The sequence below is a fragment of the Caulobacter sp. NIBR1757 genome (assembly GCF_027912495.1).
Taxonomy (GTDB): Bacteria; Pseudomonadota; Alphaproteobacteria; order Caulobacterales; family Caulobacteraceae; genus Caulobacter.
Genome location: NZ_CP115463.1, coordinates 3,209,398 through 3,229,736, shown reverse-complemented (window position 1 = coordinate 3,229,736; position 20,339 = coordinate 3,209,398). Strand labels below are relative to the sequence as shown.

Here is a 20,339-nt window from a genome sequence, read left to right as displayed (position 1 = left end):
CTCGCGGCGTCCCCGGCGATCGGCTCGCCTCCCGCGAGCCTCCGGACCCAGCAAGGCCCGCCATGTCCGATCACGCCCACAGCCTCGAGGACATTGCCTTCAGCCTGACCCTGGCGGTGGTCACCGCCTCGCCGGCGCCGCTGCTGCTGCTCGACGGACAGCTGACCGTCGTCGCCGCCAGCCTCTCCTTCTGCGACGTCTTCGGCCTGGCCCAGGCCGAGGTCGTCGGCCGTCCGCTCTACGATCTCGACGCCGGCGAGTGGGACAGCCCCGCCCTGCGCCTGCTGATGGACGCCGCCGTCGGCGGCCAGGCGACGGCCGAGGCCCGCGACATCGACCTCAAACGCCCCCGCCAGCCGGTCCGCAACCTGATCATCCAGGCCCGCCGCCTGGTCTACCTCGACCTCGAACAGACCCGCATCCTGATCGGGGTGACCGACGTCACCGAGGCCGCCGCCGACGCCGCCCGCCAGGAGGCCCTGGTGCAGGAACACAGCGTCCTGCTGCGCGAGGTCCGCCACCGGGTAGCCAACAGCCTGCAGATCATCGCCAGCGTCCTGTTGCAGAACGCCCGCAAGACCAGCTCCGAGGAAACCCGCGGCAACCTCAAGGACGCCCACGGCCGGGTGATGGCCGTGGCCGCCCTGGAGCGGCTGCTGTCCACCTCCGAAAGCGGCGTCGTCGACGTCCAGGCCTATTTCCTCAACCTCTGCCGCAGCATCACCGCCTCGATGATCGCCGATCCCTCGCGGATCCGCCTGACCGTCGAGGGCGGCCACGGCGTGGTCGAGGCCAGGGTCTCGGTCAGCCTCGGGCTGATCATCACCGAGCTGGTGATCAACGCCCTCAAGCACGCCTTTCCGGGCGAGCGGCCGGGCCACATCGAGGTCGACTACAATTTCCACGGCCCCAACTGGGTGCTGTGCGTGCGCGACGACGGCGTCGGCATGCCGCTCACCGCCCCGGCCCGCGTCGGCATGGGGGCCAGCATCGTCCGCGCCCTGGCCGGCCAGCTGGGCGCCGTGGTCGAGACCTCGGCCCGCCATCCCGGCACCCAGGTGTCGATCCAGCACACCAGCATCGCCCTGGTTCATGACGACCCCCGCGCGGCGCGGCAAGACATCGCCGAGACGCCCCGCGCGGAGGAAAGTGCATGACCCCCCCATCCAACCCCCCGGCGACCGGGCCGGGCCGGCTCGGCAAGACGCTGATGATCGTCGAGGACGAGGCCCTGGTGGCGATGATCCTGCGCGACGAACTGGTCGAGGCCGGCTACGAGGTTCTCGACCTGACCGAACGCCACGCCGAGGCCGTCGTCGTCGCCAAGAAGCGCAAGCCGGACCTGGCCCTGGTCAACATCCGCCTGGCCGGCCGCGACGACGGCATCGAACTGGCCGAACATCTCAAGGCCCTCGGCATCCCCGTGCTGCTGATCAGCGGCCAGACCAGCCGCGCCCGCTCGGCCAGGACGGTGGCCATCGCCTCCCTGCCCAAGCCCTACGACGCCGCCGACATGGTCCTCGCCGTCGCCTACCTCCTGGCCCGCATGGCCGGCGAGCCCCCGCCGCCGATGCCGGAAGGGCTGGAGGTGTTCGACGAGGCGGGCTTCGGCATGGAGCCGGTCTAGCGGGCCAATGCGGAATTCCAGGCCGATCTGACAATTCTCAAATGATCGCGCTGGTAGACCGAACGATCCCCTTCCCGGCGCGTTTTAGAATGCTGGTCGAGACCAGCCGTTCCGCCCCGCTCGCCCCCCTGAACCCGTGGCGGAACGAAAGAGGCTCCCCGGCAGCAATGCCGGGGAGCCTTTTGTCTGGGCCATGCCCAGTTGCGGGGAAGGGCTATCGCATATGCATATGCCGGAGCTTTTTTTTCCCTTCTCCCTAAGGGAGAAGGAGGGGCCCGCCGCGAAGCGGTGGGAGGAAGAGGGTTTAAGAGCGGCAGAAGGTTGGCGACGTATAGGACAGGCGGTGTCGGAAGACGGTGAGCCCCCTCATCCGACGCCTCCGGCGCCACCTTCTCCCGCGAGGGGAGAAGGGAGCCCAGAGGCGACCTCACCCTCGCCGCCGCCCGGCGTCTGACAGTCAGCGCCCGGCCGACGGCGTTTCGGAGAGACGACGGCGACCGTCGTCCCGCCTAACGCCTGAAGCCAGGGCATGCCGACCAGCGCACCGCCGCTGTCGCCCTGACAGGAATCGACGCCGCCCTCGCCCCCTGGACCGGTTGCAGAACGAAAAAGGCTCCCCGGCAGCGATGCCGGGGAGCCTTTGTCTGCGGCCCTCTATGCGGGCCGAAGCGGTGCGCCTAAACGCGGCCGCGACGGAAGACCAGGTGGTAGATGAGCAGCACCACCGCCGCCCCGACCACGGCGACGAACAGGCTGTAGAGGTTGAAGCCGGTCACCCCGGCGCTGCCGAACTGATTGAACAGCCAGCCGCCGACCACGGCGCCGACGACGCCGAGCACCAGGTCCATGACCAGGCCGCTGCCGGACTTGTTGATGAGCTTGCTGGCGATAAAGCCGGCGACGATCCCGAGGACGATCCAGGCGAGAATGGACATGTGGTTCTCCGAAGGCCGGCGACGATCGCGAACCCTTGGAGGGGGGAGCGGTTGGGGAGGGGGTTTGTTCCGGGGGGCTGAACTACCGGAAGGGAAGGGAGCACTCCCGCGCTAAGAATTAAGCACGCTCGAATAACACCCCCAACACTGGCCAGACCTGAGCCAAGTCAGTCGTTGCGTTTTTGTTGTGACTGAGAACGATAGGGGGGAAGTCTCCACTGATTTCCAAGCTCTCTAGCACCACCACATCGTTGTCCATGTGGCGAAGTCGCTTGAAGTACCGGTTCTCGTTGCCGTCCCCAGCAATGACCGGATGACCGTCCAACTGAGAAAGTGCATCGGCCGGCGCTAAAGGGGCCCCGACAAGAAGAAGTTGCCCGTCTAAGGCAATCGGCTCGGCGCTTTGGCCCGAAACCTCCACCAATCCGTGGATGGCAGCCGTAATATGATGAATAGCCGACTCGCCGCCACAGTCAGATATTTCATCATCGCCTTGAGTAATCCTGCGGGCAGAGTCAAATATCACTCCGACCACCTTATGCAAATCAAGCGTCGATTGCTTAACCACCAGCGGCGGAGCAATCTGTTGGGGGTTAACGGATTGCGCAGTCAGTACTGCGACATCGCTGTGATTTTCCGAAATTTCCAATCGCCGCGCGACGATTCGATCTTCTACACGGGCAACTACCAGCGATCTAGACGAGGGAGCGCCGAGTTCTCTTACCAACAGCACATCGCCCTTACGCGCCACAGGTTCGAGAGTTGGGGCATTCAGCCTGAACGCCCAGTGCTTCCCCAAAACGATAGTATCTCCAGCCGCTTCCAGCGTCAGATCCATTCGGCCGTCTGCTGCCGAACTGCCGCTGAAAGCTGCCGCCCGGCCGACTATCTTTAGTCGCAGGCTGCGAATTTTGTCGGTGTATCCGTTGGGCAGTTCACAACTGGGCTGCGGGGCATGAAGTGCGTTCAGGCCGCCATGGAGCAGTTGGTGTTCCCTAGCCATGAGAAAGGCGCGGTTGAGGGCCGGAGCGAGGTTTTTTCGCCAATGCTGCTCAACGTCCGTCGCCTCGCCCATGCCGAGTACAGTCCGACCAGCATGGTGGGATAGTTCCATGTGTTTAATGGCAACGGTGCCAGCGTTAAGCTGCCCGATGAGGCGGTTGAACTCTGCTTTGTCCCAAGGGGCATACTTTGCAGCATTCAACTGCCGCAGCTTTTCGCGTGAATCGCCCAGCACGAATCCGGAGAGAACGGATGTGACTCCAGCGTCCTGGCCTCGTAGCATCAGCCGCAGTAGCCCTTCAACGTGCACCCGTACGGCAGCAATGTAGTCTTGGCCAGCAGACGGCGTATTCTCAGCTAAAGCGCGGGTCCATTGCCGATCAAGAGCGGCTCCTTCAAAGATTGCCGCATGACCAAGCTCCGAACTTGCAGAAACGATGATCGCTTCTCGACCCGAGATGCCGCCCAGTTTCGCTAGTTCCAAGAATACTTCGTCGTGGGTCGCCAGTATGATCTGAGTGGGAATCGGACTTCGTTGAAGTCCTGCTATCTCAGCGACCCAACGGTGACGGTGCTCAGCATCAAAGGTTGCTTGCGGGTCATCAAGGACCAGTAGGGCAAGCGGATCACTCGCGTGCTGCTTTACAGCTTCCGCTCTCAGAGCTAGTAAAAATGCCCATAGCAGGGCCCTGAGCCAAGACGTATTAGCAACTAGGGTTGCATCGATCTTGAAGGATTCGTCAAATCCCGCCTGAACCAGCAGGCCTGTCTTCTTTTGGAGTTGGGCACCTTTAAAGGCTAATCGTTCGTTCAGTTGAATTCTCTTCAGAATATCTGAGATATCAGTCGAAAGGGCGCCTATAGCCATCCGCGCTTGAGCCTCTGCAAGGGCGCCCAAGGTTTTCAGCGGGGATAGCTGTTCGGCGATATCTTCTCGGAGACCTTGGAGCTTTTGAAGACGACTGGCTTCTCGGCCGGCTGTCCATGCGCGGCCCAATGCTTCCGCAGCGATCCGATAGGGCGAAGCCTCCCCAAGAGCATCCGACAAGCGGGCAAGGTGCGAGTTGAGGCTTTCAACCTGTTCAGAATTTTCCTCAGAGTGTTCGCCTTCTTCCTCTCTTCGGAGGCCGGCGGCGGAGCCCCACCATGACCGCCAGTCTTCGGAGTGGCAATCGAACCACTCAGCAAGTGAGAGTATTCGCCTGAGCGCAGAGATTCTGCCTCGAAGAGGCTGGCTCGGGTCTGACCCGCTCCGCTCGGGGGAGCTTTCTAGAGGGAGTTCCTCGGAAGGGGCCGCTTTCAGTTGGTTGGAAACCAGTTTCGTGAAGCTTGCTAGGAAGGAGCTGTAACGCTCGCGCTCTACAAAACGCGCAACCAAGCCGTCGACAACTGCTTGTCTAGGCGCAAATGTTGAAGCGTCAGGGATAGCCGCAGCAACAGTCTGATGAATGGCTGCGTCAAATTCCGCCTGAATTGCATTTAGATTATCAATGAGCTGTCGAGTGGCTGCCTGCCCGCTTGAACGCAAATTCTCAATTTCTGCCGTTAATGTCGGGTCGGCCAAAACCTCATCGCACAACGGGCAATCAGCAACAGGGCCGGAGCGGTTCGCCTCATGCCAGTGCGCTGCGAGCGCCTTCATCTGCAGCCTTGAATCGCTCTTGGCCCTGTCATCAAATGCCAATGCTTCGATGATCGCATCTTCTGCCTTGGAGGCGATCCGCTCCAATGCACTTGGAGTTTGAGCAACAACGGCCGCTGAAAGAGCTTCAAGTGTCTTCCAGGGAGCCAAGCTTGCTAAGCCCAGCGTAAGTTCTTCGCGCGCACCGGAAATTGCTCCAGCAACATCCAACTGAACCTTGGCATTCGTTAGGTCCAAACCCTCCGTAAGGTCGTCAGCAATGACCTTTGTGAGTTCGCCGGCTCGCGTCCGAAGTTTCTTGCCAAGCGCCGCAAGATCACCTTGGACATCATCGGTATCCTTGGGCTTGAAGGATTCTACGCGTTCGCCTGTGGGCTCCAAGGCACGGCGAACTTCTGCAATAGCTGTCTCAAACAATGAAGTTTGGTGAAGCAAATCTTTGGAATGCGTCGTGAGATATTCTCGTCCTTTGTGACATAGCCCGTCAGCCAGAAGACCAATGTCTATCAAGTCGTCCAAACCGGTCAGGCGCTGGACCGCCGCAGTAAGGGCGGTCGGTCCCTTCTCAAGGCGCAAACGCGCCATGCGAGCAGGCATAAGCAGCCCAGTCTCCAGGAAGATGTCGGGCACTTGGAGTGTCGGGCTTTGTGGAGGAATGATCTCTCCATCCTTCAGAAGCCGCTCTACTTGGGCCGTGCTACCGTTTGGATCCACGAACGTCAGAGTCACCCGAACCAATGGGTTCGCAGAGAGGCCGCTTTGGTCGGCGGGATAGGAGGCCACGGGAGGCCAAGTTCCGATGGGTCGGTTCTCGCTGTCGAATACCGCAGCACGGTCCTCCGGTTTTTCTGCCGATTGATCTCGAGGCCGTTCGCCGGTGAGTGCCCAAAGAATGGCGGCTACTAGCGATGATTTTCCGCTTCCATTTGGCCCCTGTAGCAGAAGGCTCTCCGCATCGAATTCCAATGTAAATGGCGGACCGCCGCTTATGTTTAGACCGCCAAATCCTTGAGTTTCTAGCTTTTGGAGGCGCCAAGGTCCGCCCAGGTTCGCCTGTGACCCAGGGCCTGATGCCTGTTGTGCAGGATCGTCTTCTGCGGAGCGGGCTTGGGAAAGCCCGTCAACGAAAGCATCGCTGAGCCCCTTAGGTTCTCGCACTGACGAGGTCAGAAGATACGAAAATAGGCGTCGCTGCTCAGGCTTGCTAAGCTGGATAGTCTCGGACTTGTTCGTCGAAGTGGTCCAAGAGACTGGTTGACCCGCTAGCAGCGCGTTCTGAATTTCGGTTTTGGTAAGTCGGTTCATCGTTCCCCCTTTCACAATCATGCCGGGAAACTTCTGCAGGCGCTAGGTGAAGCGGCCGGACAGGTTCGAGGCGTGCCAACCGGGGGCGAACGCGGCAGGCCTGATCGTGTTTGGCTGGGGCACTATGATCCCGGTGCGCGCTCCAGCTGCCTATCCCTCAACGCCCACTAGAACGCCGACCGCCGAACAAACACCTCCTCCTCCTCCGGCCCGACTGCTTTTCCGACGCCCCCGCCCCCTCGCCGCCACCGGCCGCTGCCTCTGCGGCCACATCCGCTTCCGCCTGTTCGACCGCCTGCCGCCGGTCGGCTTCTGCCACTGCTCGCAATGCCGGCGCGCCTCCGGCACAGGCTCCAACGCCGTGCTCAACGTCCGCCAGGACCGCTTCGAATGGGTCGGCGGCGAGGAGCAGCTGCGCCGTTTCGAGACGGCGACCGGCTGGAGCCATACCTTCTGCGGCGGCTGCGGCTGTCCCATGCCGCAGCCAACGCCGGACGGCGGGCGGATGTTCGTGCCGGCCGGGGCGCTGGACGGCCATCCGCAGCTTGGCATCGCCGGCCACATCTTCGTCGGCGACAAGCCGGACTGGGTGATGATCTGCGACGACGCCCCCCGCTTCGACGGCCATGTGGAAGGCGCCGGCTGAGGCCGCGCCCCGCCCTCCGGCAAGATGAATATGTCTAGACATATTGATTTCGCCCCTTTTTCCGGCGTTCCCCGAACGCCGCGACATCGGGTGGTTTCCGGGTGGTTTCGGGTGGGTCTACAGGGCGGTTTCGAGGGGTGGAAATGACGACCCGGATGGTTCCCGGATAGGTCTTAGGCGGTTGATTTATAACAGTATTTATTCGCCGCCCTGTGCTACAATAGCCGGGCTTCGACAGATCGCGGGGGCGAGCGCCGGCGGTTGACCCGGGCGGGGCGGGCGGGGACAAGCGGCGGGTCAGCTTGAGGAACAGCACATGGACCTAGGGATCGCGGGCCGCACCGCCCTGATCGCCGGCGGCAGCGCCGGCATGGGACGGGCCGCCGCCCTGGCGCTGGCCGGGGAGGGGGCGAGGATCGTACTGTCGGCGCGCGGCGAGGCGCGGCTGCTGGCGGCGGCGGGCGAGATCGCGGCGGCGACCGGGGCGTCGGTGACGCCGGTGGTGGCCGACCATTCGACGGCCGAGGGGCGGGCGGCGCTGGCGGCGGCCTGTCCGGCCGCCGACATCCTGGTGATCAGCGTCTCGCCACCGGCCCCGGTCGAGGACTTCCGGGCCATCGGCGAGGCCGACTGGCTGGGGTCGGTGAGCAGCGGCCTGGTCGGGCCGGTGGAGCTGATCCGGCATTTCAGCGAGGGCATGGCGGCGCGGCGCTGGGGCCGGGTGGTCGCCGTCGCCACCGTGGCGGCCAAGTTTCCCAGCGAGACGCGGCTGTTGTCGGGGCCGGCGCGCGCGGCGCTGGTCAACTATTGCGCGGCGGTCGGGCGGCGGCTGGCGCGGGACAATGTCGCCATCAACTGCCTGCTGCCGGGCATGGTGGCCACCGACGGGCTGGAGCGCACCCTCGCCGCCCTGGGCGAGAAGAACGGCCTCGACCGGGCCGGGGCCGAGGCCCTGTTCGCCAAGCAGCTGCGCATTCCGGCCCGCCGGGTGGGGCAAAGCGACGAAGTCGGCAAGGTCATCGCCATGCTGTGCGGCGACTTCGCCGGCTATGTGGTGGGCCAGAGCCTGGTGGTCGATGGGGGGATGACGACCTCGCTGTTCTGAACGGCGCGGGGGCTTGCGGGCCGCCGGAGGTTACGATGCTTCCGACACCGCTACGTCGGTTCCGGCGCGACTCTGTCGACCGGATCGCCTATAAGCCGAACGGGGTTTTCCTTTGATCGAAATCGGTCGCCGCCCCCGCGCTACAGATCGGCCTGGTCCTTTCGCCATGATCAACCCCCTGCAGGGGATTGCCGAGGCCCAGACGCTCGCCCAGGCGATCGTCAACACCATCCATGAGCCGCTGCTGGTGCTGGACGGCGAACTGCGGGTCATGGCCGCCAGCCGGGCCTTCTACGAGACCTTCAAGGTCGATGAGGCGCACACGCGCGGGGCCCTGCTCTACGACCTGGGCGACGGCCAGTGGGACATTCCGGCCCTGCGCCTGCTGCTGGAGACCATCATCCCCGAGCGGGCGGCGATGGACGACTTCGAGGTCAGCCACGATTTCCCGGGCGTCGGCCAGCGCACCATGCTGCTGAACGCCCGCAAGGTGGTCTACGAGACCAGCCCCGATCACACCATCCTGCTGGCCTTCACCGACATCACCGCCCGGCGCGGGCTGGAACAGGAGCTGGCGGCCCTGCTGACCCGGACCGAGGCGCTGCTGGAGCAGAAGCAGATCCTGCTGCAGGAGATGGAGCACCGGGTCGCCAACAGCCTGCAGATCATCGCCAGCATCCTGATGCTCAAGGCGCGCGGGGTGACCTCGCCGGAGACGCGGGACCATCTGCGCGACGCCCATCAGCGGGTGATGAGCGTGGCGGCGGTGCAGTCGCACCTGCACGCCGTCGAGGGCATCGGCGAGGTCGGGGTGGGACCCTACCTGACCAAGCTGTGCGAGGGGCTCGGCCGCTCGATGATCGCCGAGGACCGGCCGATCGCCCTGGCGGTGACGGCCGACGACGGGCGGATGAGTTCGGGCCAGGCGGTCAGCGTCGGGCTGATCGTCACCGAACTGGTGATCAATGCGGTGAAGTACGCCTTTCCCGCCGGCCGCGACGGCGCGCTGGTGCGGGTTGTCTACGAGAGCCGGGGCGAGAACTGGAAGCTGACCGTCGCCGACAACGGCATCGGCAAGACGCCGGGGCTGGCGACGGCCTCGGTGGGCGAGGTGACCGGCGGCCTGGGGACGGTGATCGTCCAGGCCCTGGTCAAGCAGCTGGACGCCCGGCTGGAGGTGGTCAGCGACGACGGCGGCATGACCGTCACCGTCGAGCGGGCGAGCTTCTAGCCGCCCGAAAACGACAGCGTCGGCGCGCGAAGTTGCAATTTTACAACAGTGCCCCTTGCGTGGGCCGCGCGTTGCCTTAGGTAGAGGCCTTCGACCGACTTTGATTTGTGAAGAGGTATCCTTGGCGCGCGACCCCTATCTGGAGCTGGGCGTTTCCCGCAGTGCGTCGCAGGACGACATCCGCAAGGCGTTCCGCAAGCTGGCCAAGCAGTACCACCCCGACGCCAACCCCGGCGACAAGTCGGCGGAGGAGAAGTTCAAGCGCGTCTCGGGGGCCTTCGACATCGTCGGCGACGAGGAGAAGCGCAAGAAGTTCGACCGCGGCGAGATCGACGCCGAGGGCCACGAGCAGAGCCCGTTCGGACGAAGCGGCGGCGCGGGCGCCGGCGGCTGGTCGCCGCGCGGGCCGGCCGGTGGGCCGGGCCCCGATGGCGTCGACCTGAACGACATCCTCGGCGAGATGTTCGGGCGCGGCGGCGGCGGGCGCAATCCCGGCGGCTTCGGCGGCTTTTCGACCAAGGGCCAGGATGTCCGCGCCAAGATCGACATCGATCTGGAAGACGCCATCCGCGGGACCAAGAAGCGCATCGCCTTCTCCGACGGCCGCACCATCGAGGTGGCGATTCCAAAGGGCGCCCAGGATGGCCAGACCCTTCGTCTGAAGGGCCAGGGGGCTCCTGGCCGCGGCGGCCCGGGCGACGCCATGATCGAGCTCGGCATCCGCCCCCACCCCATCTACCGGCGCGAGGGCGACACCCTGATCATGGACGTGCCGATCACCGTTCCCGACGCGGTGCTGGGCGGCAAGGTCGAGGCCCCGACGCCGGACGGCAACGTCGCCCTGACGGTGCCCAAGGGCAGCAACAGCGGACAGCAGCTGCGCCTGAAAGGCCGGGGCTTCATCGACGCCAAGGGCAAGCGCGGCGACCTGGTGGCCCGGCTGGTGGTTACCCTGCCCGACGTCGCCGGCCCGGAACTTGAGCAGTTCGCCCAGGAGTGGAAGGCCAAGCGCCCCTACGCCGCCAAGAAGCGCTGATCGCTCTCGCCTCTCGGGCGCTGGCCCGTGACAGGCGGTCGCGTACCTTGCATAACCTGTTCATTCAGCCGCCATTCAGACGACGGACCCTAGAAGCACAGGCATGAAACGTCTCGTCGCCCTTTTTGCAGCCGCGATCCTGACCGCCGCCATCCCCATGGCGGCGGATGCGCAGGGTCGTGGGAAGGGCAACCGCGACGACCGCCAGGAGCAGAAGGGTGGTTTAGACGCCCCGCGCGAACGGGAAATCCCCCTGTCCCAGCTGATCCGCATGGTCGAGAGCCGCACCGGCGGCGAGTACGTCAACGCCAATCCCCGCATGCAGGGCGGCCGCAAGTATTACTGGATGCGGCTGCGCTTCCCGGGCGGTCGCTTCGAAGACTTCATGGTCGACGCGGCCACCGGCCAGTTCTAGGATTCCATCCATGCGTATTCTGCTCGTCGAAGACGATCCCGACCTGTCGCGCCAGCTCAAGCTGGCCCTTGGCGACGCCGGCTATGCCGTCGACCACGCCCCGGACGGCGAGGAAGGCCACTTCCTCGGCGAGACCGAACCCTATGATGCGGTCATCCTCGACCTTGGCCTGCCCAAGATCGACGGGGTGTCGGTGTTGGAGAAATGGCGGCGCGAGAATGTCTCGACGCCGGTGCTGATCCTCACCGCCCGCGACAACTGGAGCCAGAAGGTGGCCGGCTTCGACGCCGGGGCCGACGACTACCTGACCAAGCCGTTCCACACCGAAGAGCTGCTGGCCCGCCTGCGCGCCCTGGTCCGCCGTTCGGCCGGCCATGCCAGCCCGCAGCTGTCCTGCGGCGGCCTGCGGCTCGACCCCCGCGCCGCCCGCGCCTCGGTCAATGGCGAGCCGCTGCGCCTGACCTCGCTGGAATACCGGCTGCTGCACTACATGATGATGCACCAGGGCCGGGTGATCAGCCGCACCGAGCTGGTCGAGCACCTGTACGACCAGGACTTCGACCGCGACTCCAACACCATCGAGGTGTTCATCGGCAGGGTGCGCAAGAAGATCGGCCAGGACCGCATCGAAACGGTGCGCGGCCTCGGCTACCGCATTATGGCCCTCGAGGGTGAGAGCGACGCGTGAGCGAGGCGCGCGGTAAAGCGCGAGAACGCCTGCCCCTTTTCCGGAGCCTGAGGCGCTCCTCGCTCGTCCTGCGGCTGGTGCTGCTGGCTGGGGTGTGGAGCATCGGCATGCTGGTGCTGGCCGGGTTCGGCCTCAACCACCTGTTCCGCCAGGCCTCCGTCCAGCGCTTCGAGGCCGGGCTGGAGGAATCCATTCGCGGCCTGCAGGCCGAAACCACCGTCGACAACGGTCAGGTCTACGCCCCGCCGATGACCGACGTGCGGGCCTATCGCCCCTACAGCGGCTTCTACTGGCAGATCGCCGAGCTCGACGCCAAGGGCGTGGTCAAGCCGCTGGTGGAGTCGCGCTCGATCTGGGACAGCAACCTGGCCATTCCCGCCGAGGTCGGCCCGGCCGCCGCCAAAACACCGGGGACCAGCGTCTATTTCGACACCGTCGATCCGCTCGGCAAACGCCTGCACGCCGCCGCCCAGGTCGGCTCCATTCCGGGCCGCGACAAGCCGGTGCTGTTCATGGCCGCCGAGAACCGCGAGTCGATCGACGAGGCCGCCAACCGTTTCATCGCCGTCATCGTCGGGGCGCTGGTGGTGCTGGGCGCCGGCCTGATCCTGGCCGTCTATCTGCAGGTCCGCATCGGCCTCGCGCCATTGTTCGGCCTGCGCCGCGAGGTCGCCCTGGTGCGCCGCGGCAAGGCCGAGCGGCTGGTCGGCGACTATCCGGCCGAACTGTCGCCGCTGGCCGGCGAGCTCAACGCCCTGGTGGCCCACAACCAGGATGTCGTCGAGCGCCAGCGCACCCACGTCGGCAACCTGGCCCATGCCCTGAAGACCCCGCTGGCGGTGATGCTGACCGAGGCGCGCAGCACGCCGGGCGCGCTGTCCGACATCGTCGAGCGCCAGGCCGAGGCCATGCGGGCCCATGTCGAGCACCACCTGCGCCGCGCCCGCGCCGCCGCCCGCTCGCAGAGCACCGGCGAGCGCACCGATGTCTCGGCCGTGCTGGACGAACTGGCCGTGACCATGGAGCGAATCTTCCAGGACAAGGGCGTCACCATCGACTGGCGCGCGCCCGACGACCTGTGTTTCCGGGGCGAGCGGCAGGACCTGCAGGAGCTGGTCGGCAACATCCTCGAGAACGCCGGCATCTGGTGCAGGCGCAACATCCGGGCGACCGCCGCGCCGGCCGGCGCCGACTGGCTGACTATCGCCATCGAGGACGATGGCCCGGGCCTGCCCGCCGAACGCCGCGAGGACGTGATCAAGCGCGGGGCCCGCCTCGATGAGAGCGCGCCCGGCTCAGGACTGGGCCTGGCCATCGTCGATGAACTGGCGCGGGCCTACGGCGGCGACCTCGTGCTGGACGACAGCGCCATGGGCGGACTGAAGGTGACGGTCAGATTGCCGCGGGCCGAAGCCTGAAAGGCCCGTTTCGGCCTTCATTAACCACCCCTGCGGCATCTTGGTTACCGCCGCCGTCTGGGCGGCTTTGGGCGTGACCGATGGGCGAGCTTTCGCCGGCCAAGGCTGGACTGCTCCGGATGCTGATCGACAGCGCGCCCGACGGCGTGCTGCGCAAGCTTGAACACGCCCTGTCCGATGACGCGGTGCGCGACGGGCCACTCGGCTCGGTCTGGCTGCTGATCGATCGCGAGACCAAGGACCGGGCCCTGCGCAACCTTGCGCTGGCCCCCCTCGTCGGCCTGTTCAATGGCCCGGCCGCGCAGTTTCCGTCCGGCCATCTGACCCGGCTCTGGCAGCATCTGAAGGCCGCCTGGCCGGACGCCGTCGCCATCGCCCAGACATCGGCCGCCGCCTACAGTCCCGAGGACATCGACCCGGCCACCTTCGACGCCCTGTGCCAGCTGGCCTTGCAGGACCTCGAGGCCGAGGACCGTCCCGCCGCCCTGGCAGGCATCGACGCGGCGCGCCTGGGGCCGGCCCTGACCCTGGCGCCGATCGTTCGCCGCTGCCTGCCGCACCTGGGCGACTGGCTGGCCCGCATGGACCAGGAGCGGCGCGCAGCCGCCCGGCTGGCCTATCGCGACAGCGTCGCCGTGGCCCCGGACGCCGGCCCGTTGTTCTTCCAGATGCTGGCCTCGCGGATGGGCGAGCCCATGCAGATCCTGCGGATCATCTCGGCGGTCATGGACCGGCCGAGCGAACGCTATCTGGCCGCCTCCGACCTGGCCTTCTTCGGGGTCAAGGTCATGGACGCCATCGATGACCACCTGACCAGGGTGCGCAATTTCGACACCGGCGGCGGCGAGGCCGCCGGCAGGGCGGCCGGACGCGCTGTGCATCAGGCCTCCATCGCCATCGCCGAGCTTGAGGAGGCGGTGCAGCTGAACAAGGACGGCGAGTGGGGCAAGCGGCTGGCCGGCCAGAAGCGCGGGCTGGCGCTGTCGGTCGAGGGCCGGCTGAAGGAGATCGAGGCCGCCGTCGGCCAGGCGCTGCCGGTGCAGGCCATCCGCTACAGCGCCCGGCTGATCAAGGCCGCGCCCAAGCTGTCCGCCGATCCCGACTCCCGGGCCGTCGGCCATGCCATGAGCCTGCTGGCCTTCGCCGAGGAAGTTCGCTCCAGCGCCGACAATGGCGGCTTCGGATCCACCCGGGCCCGCATCCTCGAGGCGGTCGAGAAGCACATCGACCCCTATGTCGAGGACGCCCTGGAACACCTGCGCTCGGAAGAGGTCGAGCATCCCGACCGGGTGCGCGCCTTCCTGGTCATCGCGGCCGATATCCTGACTCTGGCGAAGGATGACAAGGCGGCCCAGATCGTCCGTCGGCGGCTGGCCGCGGCCTAGCCGCGCGTTCCGGCGTTGCGCTGGATCAAGGCGCGCGCGGTCTCAAGACGGCCATACAACCCCGGCGCGGCCGGTCAGTCGTGTCCGCCGTCGATTTTGCCGCCTCGCCCCCGCCTCAGATATCCGCTAACAGCGCGCCCATGTCCCTGTGGATCACCGTCCTGTTCTGGACCCTCGCCGCCCTGCTGTCAGCCTTGGCGGCATGGTTGGTGCTGACCTTTGCCCGCCGCCAGGCGGCGGCCCCGGAGGGCGCCGACCCGGGCGTGGACATGCACCGGCGCCAGCTGGCCGAGGTCGATGACCTGGTGGCCCGTGGCCTGCTCAGCCCGGTCGAACAGGCAGAGGTGCGCGCCGAGGCCGGCAAGCGGTTGCTGGCGGCCGATGACGCGGCGCGGCCCGTCACCCTGGCCGGCGGCCGAAGCTTCGCCCTGGCGGCGGCGGTGCTGACGCCGCTGGCCGCCCTGGCGCTCTACCTCTGGATCGGTTCGCCCGGCCGCGCCGACGCGCCGATCCGCGACAGGATCGCGGCCTGGGGCAAGGCCGACCCCTCGACCCTGACGGCGGCGCAGGTCGCCGCGGCCTTGACCGAGGTGGCCAAACAGCGGCCGAACGACCCCCGCCTGCTGCAGCTCCTGGCCCGGGCGCGGCTGGAATCGAACGACCCCTTCGGCGCGGCGAAGGCCCTGCGCGAGGCGGTGGTGCTCGAACCGCGCAATCCCGAACTCTGGGCCCAGCAGGGCGAACTGTTCGTGCTGACCGGCCAGGGCGAGATCGGCCTGGACGCCCGCAAGGCGTTCGGCGAGGCCCTGCGCCTTGATCCGCGCGCCGCCTCACCCCGCTATCATCTGGCCCTGGCCGACATCGCCGACGGCAAGACCGCCCAGGGACTGGCCGGCTGGCGGGCCCTGCTGGCCGACCTGCCGGCGGACGATCCGCGCCGCGAAGGCCTGGCCGCCGAGATCAGCGAGGTCGAGCGCACCGGCAAGCGGCCGGGACCGCCACAGCCGGCCGCCGCCCCCGCCGGCCCCGACATGGACGCCAAAATCCGCGGCATGGTCGATGGCCTGGCCGCCCGGCTTGAGGCCGATCCGGATGACCCCGAGGGCTGGGTGCGGCTGGTGCGCGCCTACGGGGTGCTCGGCGAGACGGCAAAGCGGGAGGCGGCACTGGCCCGGGCCCGCACCCTGTACAAGGACCAGCCGCAGGTGCTGAAGGCCCTGCAGGCGGAAGCGGAGACGGCGCGATGAGTTTCTGGCCCAGATCCCACAAGGCCCGGCGGCGGCTGACCATCGTCCTGGCCTGCGCCCCGGTGCTGGCCCTGGCTGTCGGCCTGACCCTCTACGGCCTGCGCGAGAACATCTCCCTGTTCCTGACGCCAGGGCAGGTGGCGACGGCCTCGCTGAAACCCGGCAAGGCCTTCCAACTCGGCGGTCTGGTCGAGGTCGGCAGCCTGAAGAAGCACGGCGAGGCGATGACCTTCCGGGTCGTCGACAACCAGGCCGGCATGACCGTGGTCTACGACGGCGAGGTCACCAGCCTGTTCAAGGAAGGCCAGGGCGTCGTCGCCGAGGGGGCCTTGCGTCCGGACGGCGTCTTCGTCGCTAAGCGGGTGCTGGCCAAGCACGACGAGAAGTACATGCCGCGCGAAGTCACCAAGGCCCTGAAAAACCAGGGCGAATGGCGCGGCGAGGGGCAGCGACCCGAGCATGACGCGCCGGCACCCAGGCAGGATGGCGCATGATCGTCGAACTGGGCGCCTTCGCCCTCATCCTCGCCCTCGTCCTGTCGATCGCCCAGACCGCCCTGTCGGCGGCCGGGGCGCGCCGGCCGCTGCTGGCCGGAGCCGGGGAGGGGGCGGCGACCGGCGCCTTCGTCGCGCTGATCGTCACGTTCGGGGCGCTGATCCATGCCTTCGTGACCAGCGACTTCTCGGTGGCCAACGTCGCCAACAACAGCCACACGGCCAAGCCCCTGCTCTACCGGGTGGCCGGCGCCTGGGGCAGTCATGAGGGCTCGATGGTGCTCTGGTGCCTGGCCCTGACCGGGTTTGGCGCCGCCGTCGGCTGGTTTGGCCGTGACCTGCCTCGTGACCTGAAGGCCCGGACCATCGCCGTGCAGGGGGCGCTGGGGACCCTGTTCCTGGCCTACACCGTGTTCGCCTCCAACCCGATGACCCGGCTGGCCGATCCGCCCGTCGAGGGCGCCTCGCTCAACCCGCTGCTGCAGGACCCGGCCCTGGCGATCCACCCGCCCATGCTTTACCTCGGCTACGTCGGGTTCTCGGTGGTCTTCAGCCTGGCCGTCGCGGCCCTGATCGGCGGCCGTATCGACGCCGCCTGGGCCCGCTGGATCCGGCCCTGGACCCTGGCCGCCTGGGGCCTGCTGACCATCGGCATCACGCTCGGCAGCTTCTGGGCCTACTACGAACTGGGCTGGGGCGGCTGGTGGTTCTGGGACCCGGTCGAGAACGCCAGCTTCATGCCCTGGCTGATGGGCGCGGCCCTGCTGCACTCGGCCGTGGTGACGGAAAAGCGCGGCGCCCTGCCGGGCTGGACCCTGTTCCTGGCCATCGCCGCCTTCACCTTCTCGATGCTCGGCGCCTTCCTGGTGCGCTCGGGCGTGCTGACGAGTGTCCACGCCTTCGCCGTCGATCCCGAGCGCGGCCTGCTGCTGCTGGGCATCCTCGGCCTGGCGGCGGGCGGGGCCTTCGCCCTGTTCGCCTGGCGGGCGCCGTCGCTCAGCCCCGGCGGCGGCTTCAAGCCGATCAGCCGCGAGAGCGCCATGGTGGTCAACAATATCGTCCTGACCGCGGCCGCAGTGGCCGTGCTGTTCGGCACCCTGTTCCCGCTGATCCGCGAGGCGCTGGACGGACAGACGGTCTCGGTCGGGCCGCCCTACTTCAACCTGATCTTCGTGCCGATCATGGCCATCGGCCTGGTCCTGTTGCCCTTCGGCCCGATGCTGGCCTGGAAGCGCGGCGATGCGCTCGGCGCCGCCCAGCGGCTGGTCTTCGCGGCCTTGCTGGCCGTCGGCGCGGGTCTGCTCACCCTGGCCCTCGTCAGCCCGCGCAAGGCTCTGGCCAGCGCCGGAGTGGCGCTCGGCTTCTGGCTGCTGGCCGGCGCCGTGTCGGAGATCGCCGAGCGGGTGCGGGCCTTCCGGCTTCCCTGGTCGGAGTCGCTCCGGCGTCTGGGCGGCCTGCCGCGCGGGGCCTGGGGCTCCAGCCTCGCCCACTTCGGGCTGGGCCTGTTCATCCTCGGCGCCTGTTTCGAGACCGCCTGGAAGATCGAACTGGCCGAGGTCATGGACGTCGGCCGCGCCGTGCCGCTCGGCGGCTACGAACTGACCCTCGACAAGGTCGATATCCTCGACGGACCCAACTACCTGGCCGAACAGGGGCTGCTGACCGTCCGCAAGGGCGGCAAGATCGTCTGCCAGGCGCGGCCGGAGCGCCGCTTCTATCCGGCCGGCGGCCAGACCACGCAGGAGGTGGCGATCTGCTATCGCGGCCTCGACCAGGTCTACATCACGCTCGGCGAGCGCCGCACGACGGCGCAAGGACAGCCGGCCTGGCTGGTGCGCGGCTACTTCAATCCCTGGGTCCAGCTGATCTTCCTCGGACCCTTGCTGATGGCGCTCGGCGGCGCGGTGTCGCTGTCGGACCGTCGCCTGCGCCTGGCGGTCGGCCGCAAGAGCAAGGCGGTGGCCGCATGAAACGCCTGCTGATCGCGCTCGCCGCCTTCGCCTGCATTGCCGCGGCCTCCGATCCGTCCGAGCGGCTGGCCGACCCGGCGCAGGAGGCCCGCGCCCGTAGCCTGTTCCGCGAGGTGCGCTGCCTGGTCTGCCAGAACGAGTCGATCGACGATTCCACCGCCGAACTGGCCCATGACCTGCGTCAGGTCATCCGTGAGCAGATCGCGGCCGGCCGCAGCGACCAGGACATTCGTGACTTCCTCGTCGCCCGCTACGGGGAGTTCGCCCTGCTCAAGCCGGCGGTCTCGGCGCCCAACGCCCTGCTCTGGGGCGGGCCCATCATCGTGCTGCTGGTCGGCGGCGGCCTGCTGATCCTGCGGCTGCGCGGCCGGCCCGCGCCCGCGGCTCTTTCGCCCGAGGAGGAGGCGCGGCTTGCACAATTGACGCGCGAAGGGCGAGATTGACACCAAGCCGCCGCGATCCTGCCGCAACTATCTCCCGGCTCATGACGCAAAGATAACTTGAGCAGCGTTGCACATCGCGGCAACGCTTCTAACTTGGACGTGGAAACACCGGCGTCATGCCGGCGCAGGAACAAAATGACGATGTCATCGAGAAAGAGTGGATTTGTCGTCGGCGCGATCGCGGGGGTCGGCGTCGCCGCCGCCGCCATGGCGGGCGTGGGCATGCGAATGGCGGACGCCGCCGAGGGCCACTACGCCTCCGCGGCCCAGCTTACCGCCACCAAGGTCAATTTCGCCCCGCCGCCCGGCGCGCCGATGTCGTTCGCCGACATCTTCGAAAAGGTGTCGCCGGCGGTGGTCTCCATCGATGTAAAATCAAAGGTCGATCCATCCAGCCTGCGCGGCATCCCCGGGCTGCCCTTCAACCTGCCGGGCCAGGGCCAGGGCGAGGACGGGGAAGAGGGCGGCGCCGAAGGCGGCCAGGGCGGCGGCCTGCCGCGTCAGCAGTCCTCGGGCTCGGGCTTCTTCATCTCGGCCGACGGCTATCTGGTGACCAACAACCACGTCATCGACGGCGCCGACGAGATCACAATCACCCTCAAGGATGGCCGCGAACTGCCGGCCAAGGTGGTGGGCGCCGACGGCGACACCGATCTGGCGGTGCTCAAGGTCGAGGGCAAGGGCTTCTCCTTCGTCAACTTCGAGGATGACGCCAAGCCCCGGGTCGGCGACTGGGTGATCACCGTCGGCAACCCCTTCGGCCTCGGCGGCACGGCCACGGCCGGCATCGTCTCGGCCCTGGCCCGTGACATCCACGATGGCCCGTTCGTCGACTTCATCCAGGTTGACGCCCCGATCAACCGCGGCAACAGCGGCGGCCCCACCTTCGACACCTACGGCCGGGTGATCGGCGTCAACAGCGCCATCTTCTCGCCGACCGGCGGCTCGGTCGGCATCGGCTTCGCCATTCCGGCCGACCTGGCCGACAGCGTCACCAGCCAGCTGATCCAGAACGGCAAGGTCCAGCGCGGCTACATTGGCGCCTCGATCCAGAACTTCACGCCGGAGATGGGCCAGGCCCTGGGCCTGGGTCCGATCAAGGCGGCGATCGTCGGCGACCTGACCCCCGGGGCCCCGGCCTCCAAGGCCGGGCTGAAGCTCGATGACGTGGTCACCGAGGTCAACGGCGCGCCGGTGACCTCCTCGACGGCGCTGACCCGCGAAGTGGCGAAGGTCCGGCCGGGTGACGTCGTCCGCATGTCGGTCCTGCGCGACGGCAAGCCGGTGAAGATCGAGATCCGGTCGGGCGTGCGGCCGTCCAAGAAGGAACTGGATCTGGCCCAGTCCGGCCAGGGCAATGGCCGCCCGACCCCGGGCGGCGAGAAGCCGACGGCGCCGGCCGAACGGCCCGTGGTGCTGGGAATGGCGCTCGGCCCGCTCGATGCGGCCGCCAGGTCGCGCAACAACGTCGAGTCCGGCGTCGTCGTCGAGACGGTGCGCGCCGATTCCGACGCGGCCGAGCAGGGCGTGCAGCGCGGCGTGGTGATCGTCAGCGTCAACACCCGCAAGGTCGGCAGCGCGGCCGAGGTGGCGGCGGCCGTCGACGCGGCGAAGAAGGCCGGCCGTCCGACGGTGCTGCTGGGCATCGCTTCGAACGGCGCCACCGCCTATGTGCCGGTGAAGATCCCGGGTTAGTCTAGGAGGGGGCGGCCCTGAGTCGGGGCCGCCCTCGATCTTCTGCTGGGGCGGC

General features: G+C 67.4%; 17 protein-coding genes. 15 read left to right on the top strand and 2 right to left on the bottom strand.

Annotated features, from left to right (window positions below):
• Positions 1-62: 62 nt before the first annotated feature.
• On the top strand, positions 63-1,157 hold the full coding sequence (locus O5I81_RS15750; protein ID WP_271065809.1) for a histidine kinase dimerization/phosphoacceptor domain -containing protein: 1,095 nt from the start codon (positions 63-65) through the stop codon (positions 1,155-1,157).
• Complete coding sequence (locus tag O5I81_RS15745; protein WP_271065808.1) at positions 1,154-1,627, top strand: response regulator; 474 nt, start codon at positions 1,154-1,156, stop codon at positions 1,625-1,627. The genes O5I81_RS15750 and O5I81_RS15745 overlap by 4 nt, the downstream gene beginning before the upstream one ends.
• A gap of 677 nt (positions 1,628-2,304) precedes the next feature.
• Here the strand turns inward: O5I81_RS15745 and O5I81_RS15740 are convergent.
• Positions 2,305-2,562 carry a GlsB/YeaQ/YmgE family stress response membrane protein gene (locus tag O5I81_RS15740; RefSeq protein ID WP_271065807.1) on the bottom strand — a complete coding sequence of 86 codons (258 nt, stop codon included), beginning with the start codon at positions 2,560-2,562 and terminating at the stop codon, positions 2,305-2,307.
• Between the two features lie 118 nt (positions 2,563-2,680).
• Entirely contained in the window at positions 2,681-6,511 is a 3,831-nt protein-coding gene (locus O5I81_RS15735) for an AAA family ATPase (protein WP_271065806.1), read from the bottom strand.
• Positions 6,512-6,644: 133 nt separating this feature from the next.
• On the opposite strand from O5I81_RS15735, the gene O5I81_RS15730 reads away from it, so the two are divergent.
• The 13 genes from O5I81_RS15730 to O5I81_RS15670 all read left to right on the top strand — a co-directional run bounded on the left by O5I81_RS15730 (position 6,645) and on the right by O5I81_RS15670 (position 20,284).
• Positions 6,645-7,157: a GFA family protein gene (locus O5I81_RS15730; protein WP_271065805.1), complete on the top strand. Its 513-nt coding sequence runs from the start codon at positions 6,645-6,647 to the stop codon at positions 7,155-7,157.
• 316 nt (positions 7,158-7,473) lie between these two features.
• Positions 7,474-8,262 carry an SDR family oxidoreductase gene (locus O5I81_RS15725; RefSeq protein ID WP_271065804.1) on the top strand — a complete coding sequence of 263 codons (789 nt, stop codon included), beginning with the start codon at positions 7,474-7,476 and terminating at the stop codon, positions 8,260-8,262.
• Positions 8,263-8,428: 166 nt separating this feature from the next.
• Positions 8,429-9,493 carry a PAS domain-containing sensor histidine kinase gene (locus tag O5I81_RS15720; protein WP_271065803.1) on the top strand — a complete coding sequence of 355 codons (1,065 nt, stop codon included), beginning with the start codon at positions 8,429-8,431 and terminating at the stop codon, positions 9,491-9,493.
• A gap of 121 nt (positions 9,494-9,614) precedes the next feature.
• Complete coding sequence (locus O5I81_RS15715; protein WP_271065802.1) at positions 9,615-10,529, top strand: J domain-containing protein; 915 nt, start codon at positions 9,615-9,617, stop codon at positions 10,527-10,529.
• 103 nt (positions 10,530-10,632) lie between these two features.
• Positions 10,633-10,944, top strand: coding sequence for a hypothetical protein (locus tag O5I81_RS15710; protein ID WP_271065801.1), 312 nt, complete (start codon positions 10,633-10,635; stop codon positions 10,942-10,944).
• 10 nt (positions 10,945-10,954) lie between these two features.
• Positions 10,955-11,632: a response regulator transcription factor gene (locus tag O5I81_RS15705; protein ID WP_271065800.1), complete on the top strand. Its 678-nt coding sequence runs from the start codon at positions 10,955-10,957 to the stop codon at positions 11,630-11,632.
• 107 nt (positions 11,633-11,739) lie between these two features.
• Complete coding sequence (locus tag O5I81_RS15700) at positions 11,740-13,050, top strand: ATP-binding protein (RefSeq protein WP_271069045.1); 1,311 nt, start codon at positions 11,740-11,742, stop codon at positions 13,048-13,050.
• Positions 13,051-13,130: 80 nt separating this feature from the next.
• The gene (locus O5I81_RS15695; protein ID WP_271065799.1) at positions 13,131-14,435 is read left to right on the top strand and encodes a hypothetical protein; all 1,305 of its coding nucleotides are present in this window, start codon (positions 13,131-13,133) and stop codon (positions 14,433-14,435) included.
• Between the two features lie 140 nt (positions 14,436-14,575).
• The gene (ccmI, locus tag O5I81_RS15690) at positions 14,576-15,682 is read left to right on the top strand and encodes a c-type cytochrome biogenesis protein CcmI (protein ID WP_271065798.1); all 1,107 of its coding nucleotides are present in this window, start codon (positions 14,576-14,578) and stop codon (positions 15,680-15,682) included.
• Complete coding sequence (gene ccmE / locus O5I81_RS15685; RefSeq protein ID WP_271065797.1) at positions 15,679-16,176, top strand: cytochrome c maturation protein CcmE; 498 nt, start codon at positions 15,679-15,681, stop codon at positions 16,174-16,176. The genes ccmI and ccmE overlap by 4 nt, the downstream gene beginning before the upstream one ends.
• Entirely contained in the window at positions 16,173-18,146 is a 1,974-nt protein-coding gene (locus O5I81_RS15680; protein WP_271065796.1) for a heme lyase CcmF/NrfE family subunit, read from the top strand. Before ccmE ends, O5I81_RS15680 begins: the two co-directional genes overlap by 4 nt.
• A complete protein-coding gene (locus O5I81_RS15675; protein ID WP_271065795.1) occupies positions 18,143-18,589 on the top strand; it encodes a cytochrome c-type biogenesis protein in 447 nt (148 codons plus the stop codon). Before O5I81_RS15680 ends, O5I81_RS15675 begins: the two co-directional genes overlap by 4 nt.
• A 141-nt stretch (positions 18,590-18,730) precedes the next feature.
• A complete protein-coding gene (locus O5I81_RS15670; protein ID WP_271065794.1) occupies positions 18,731-20,284 on the top strand; it encodes a Do family serine endopeptidase in 1,554 nt (517 codons plus the stop codon).
• Positions 20,285-20,339 lie beyond the last annotated feature (55 nt).

Coding starts and splice junctions, on each gene's coding strand:
- O5I81_RS15680 (WP_271065796.1), top strand. CDS start 16,173: ATGATCGTCGAACTGGGCGCCTTCGCCCTCATCCTCGCCCTCGTCCTG.
- O5I81_RS15710 (WP_271065801.1), top strand. CDS start 10,633: ATGAAACGTCTCGTCGCCCTTTTTGCAGCCGCGATCCTGACCGCCGCC.
- ccmE (WP_271065797.1), top strand. CDS start 15,679: ATGAGTTTCTGGCCCAGATCCCACAAGGCCCGGCGGCGGCTGACCATC.
- O5I81_RS15670 (WP_271065794.1), top strand. CDS start 18,731: ATGTCATCGAGAAAGAGTGGATTTGTCGTCGGCGCGATCGCGGGGGTC.
- O5I81_RS15725 (WP_271065804.1), top strand. CDS start 7,474: ATGGACCTAGGGATCGCGGGCCGCACCGCCCTGATCGCCGGCGGCAGC.
- O5I81_RS15700 (WP_271069045.1), top strand. CDS start 11,740: ATGCTGGTGCTGGCCGGGTTCGGCCTCAACCACCTGTTCCGCCAGGCC.
- O5I81_RS15705 (WP_271065800.1), top strand. CDS start 10,955: ATGCGTATTCTGCTCGTCGAAGACGATCCCGACCTGTCGCGCCAGCTC.
- O5I81_RS15740 (WP_271065807.1), bottom strand. CDS start 2,562: ATGTCCATTCTCGCCTGGATCGTCCTCGGGATCGTCGCCGGCTTTATC.
- O5I81_RS15695 (WP_271065799.1), top strand. CDS start 13,131: ATGGGCGAGCTTTCGCCGGCCAAGGCTGGACTGCTCCGGATGCTGATC.
- O5I81_RS15675 (WP_271065795.1), top strand. CDS start 18,143: ATGAAACGCCTGCTGATCGCGCTCGCCGCCTTCGCCTGCATTGCCGCG.
- O5I81_RS15735 (WP_271065806.1), bottom strand. CDS start 6,511: ATGAACCGACTTACCAAAACCGAAATTCAGAACGCGCTGCTAGCGGGT.
- O5I81_RS15720 (WP_271065803.1), top strand. CDS start 8,429: ATGATCAACCCCCTGCAGGGGATTGCCGAGGCCCAGACGCTCGCCCAG.
- ccmI (WP_271065798.1), top strand. CDS start 14,576: ATGTCCCTGTGGATCACCGTCCTGTTCTGGACCCTCGCCGCCCTGCTG.
- O5I81_RS15745 (WP_271065808.1), top strand. CDS start 1,154: ATGACCCCCCCATCCAACCCCCCGGCGACCGGGCCGGGCCGGCTCGGC.
- O5I81_RS15750 (WP_271065809.1), top strand. CDS start 63: ATGTCCGATCACGCCCACAGCCTCGAGGACATTGCCTTCAGCCTGACC.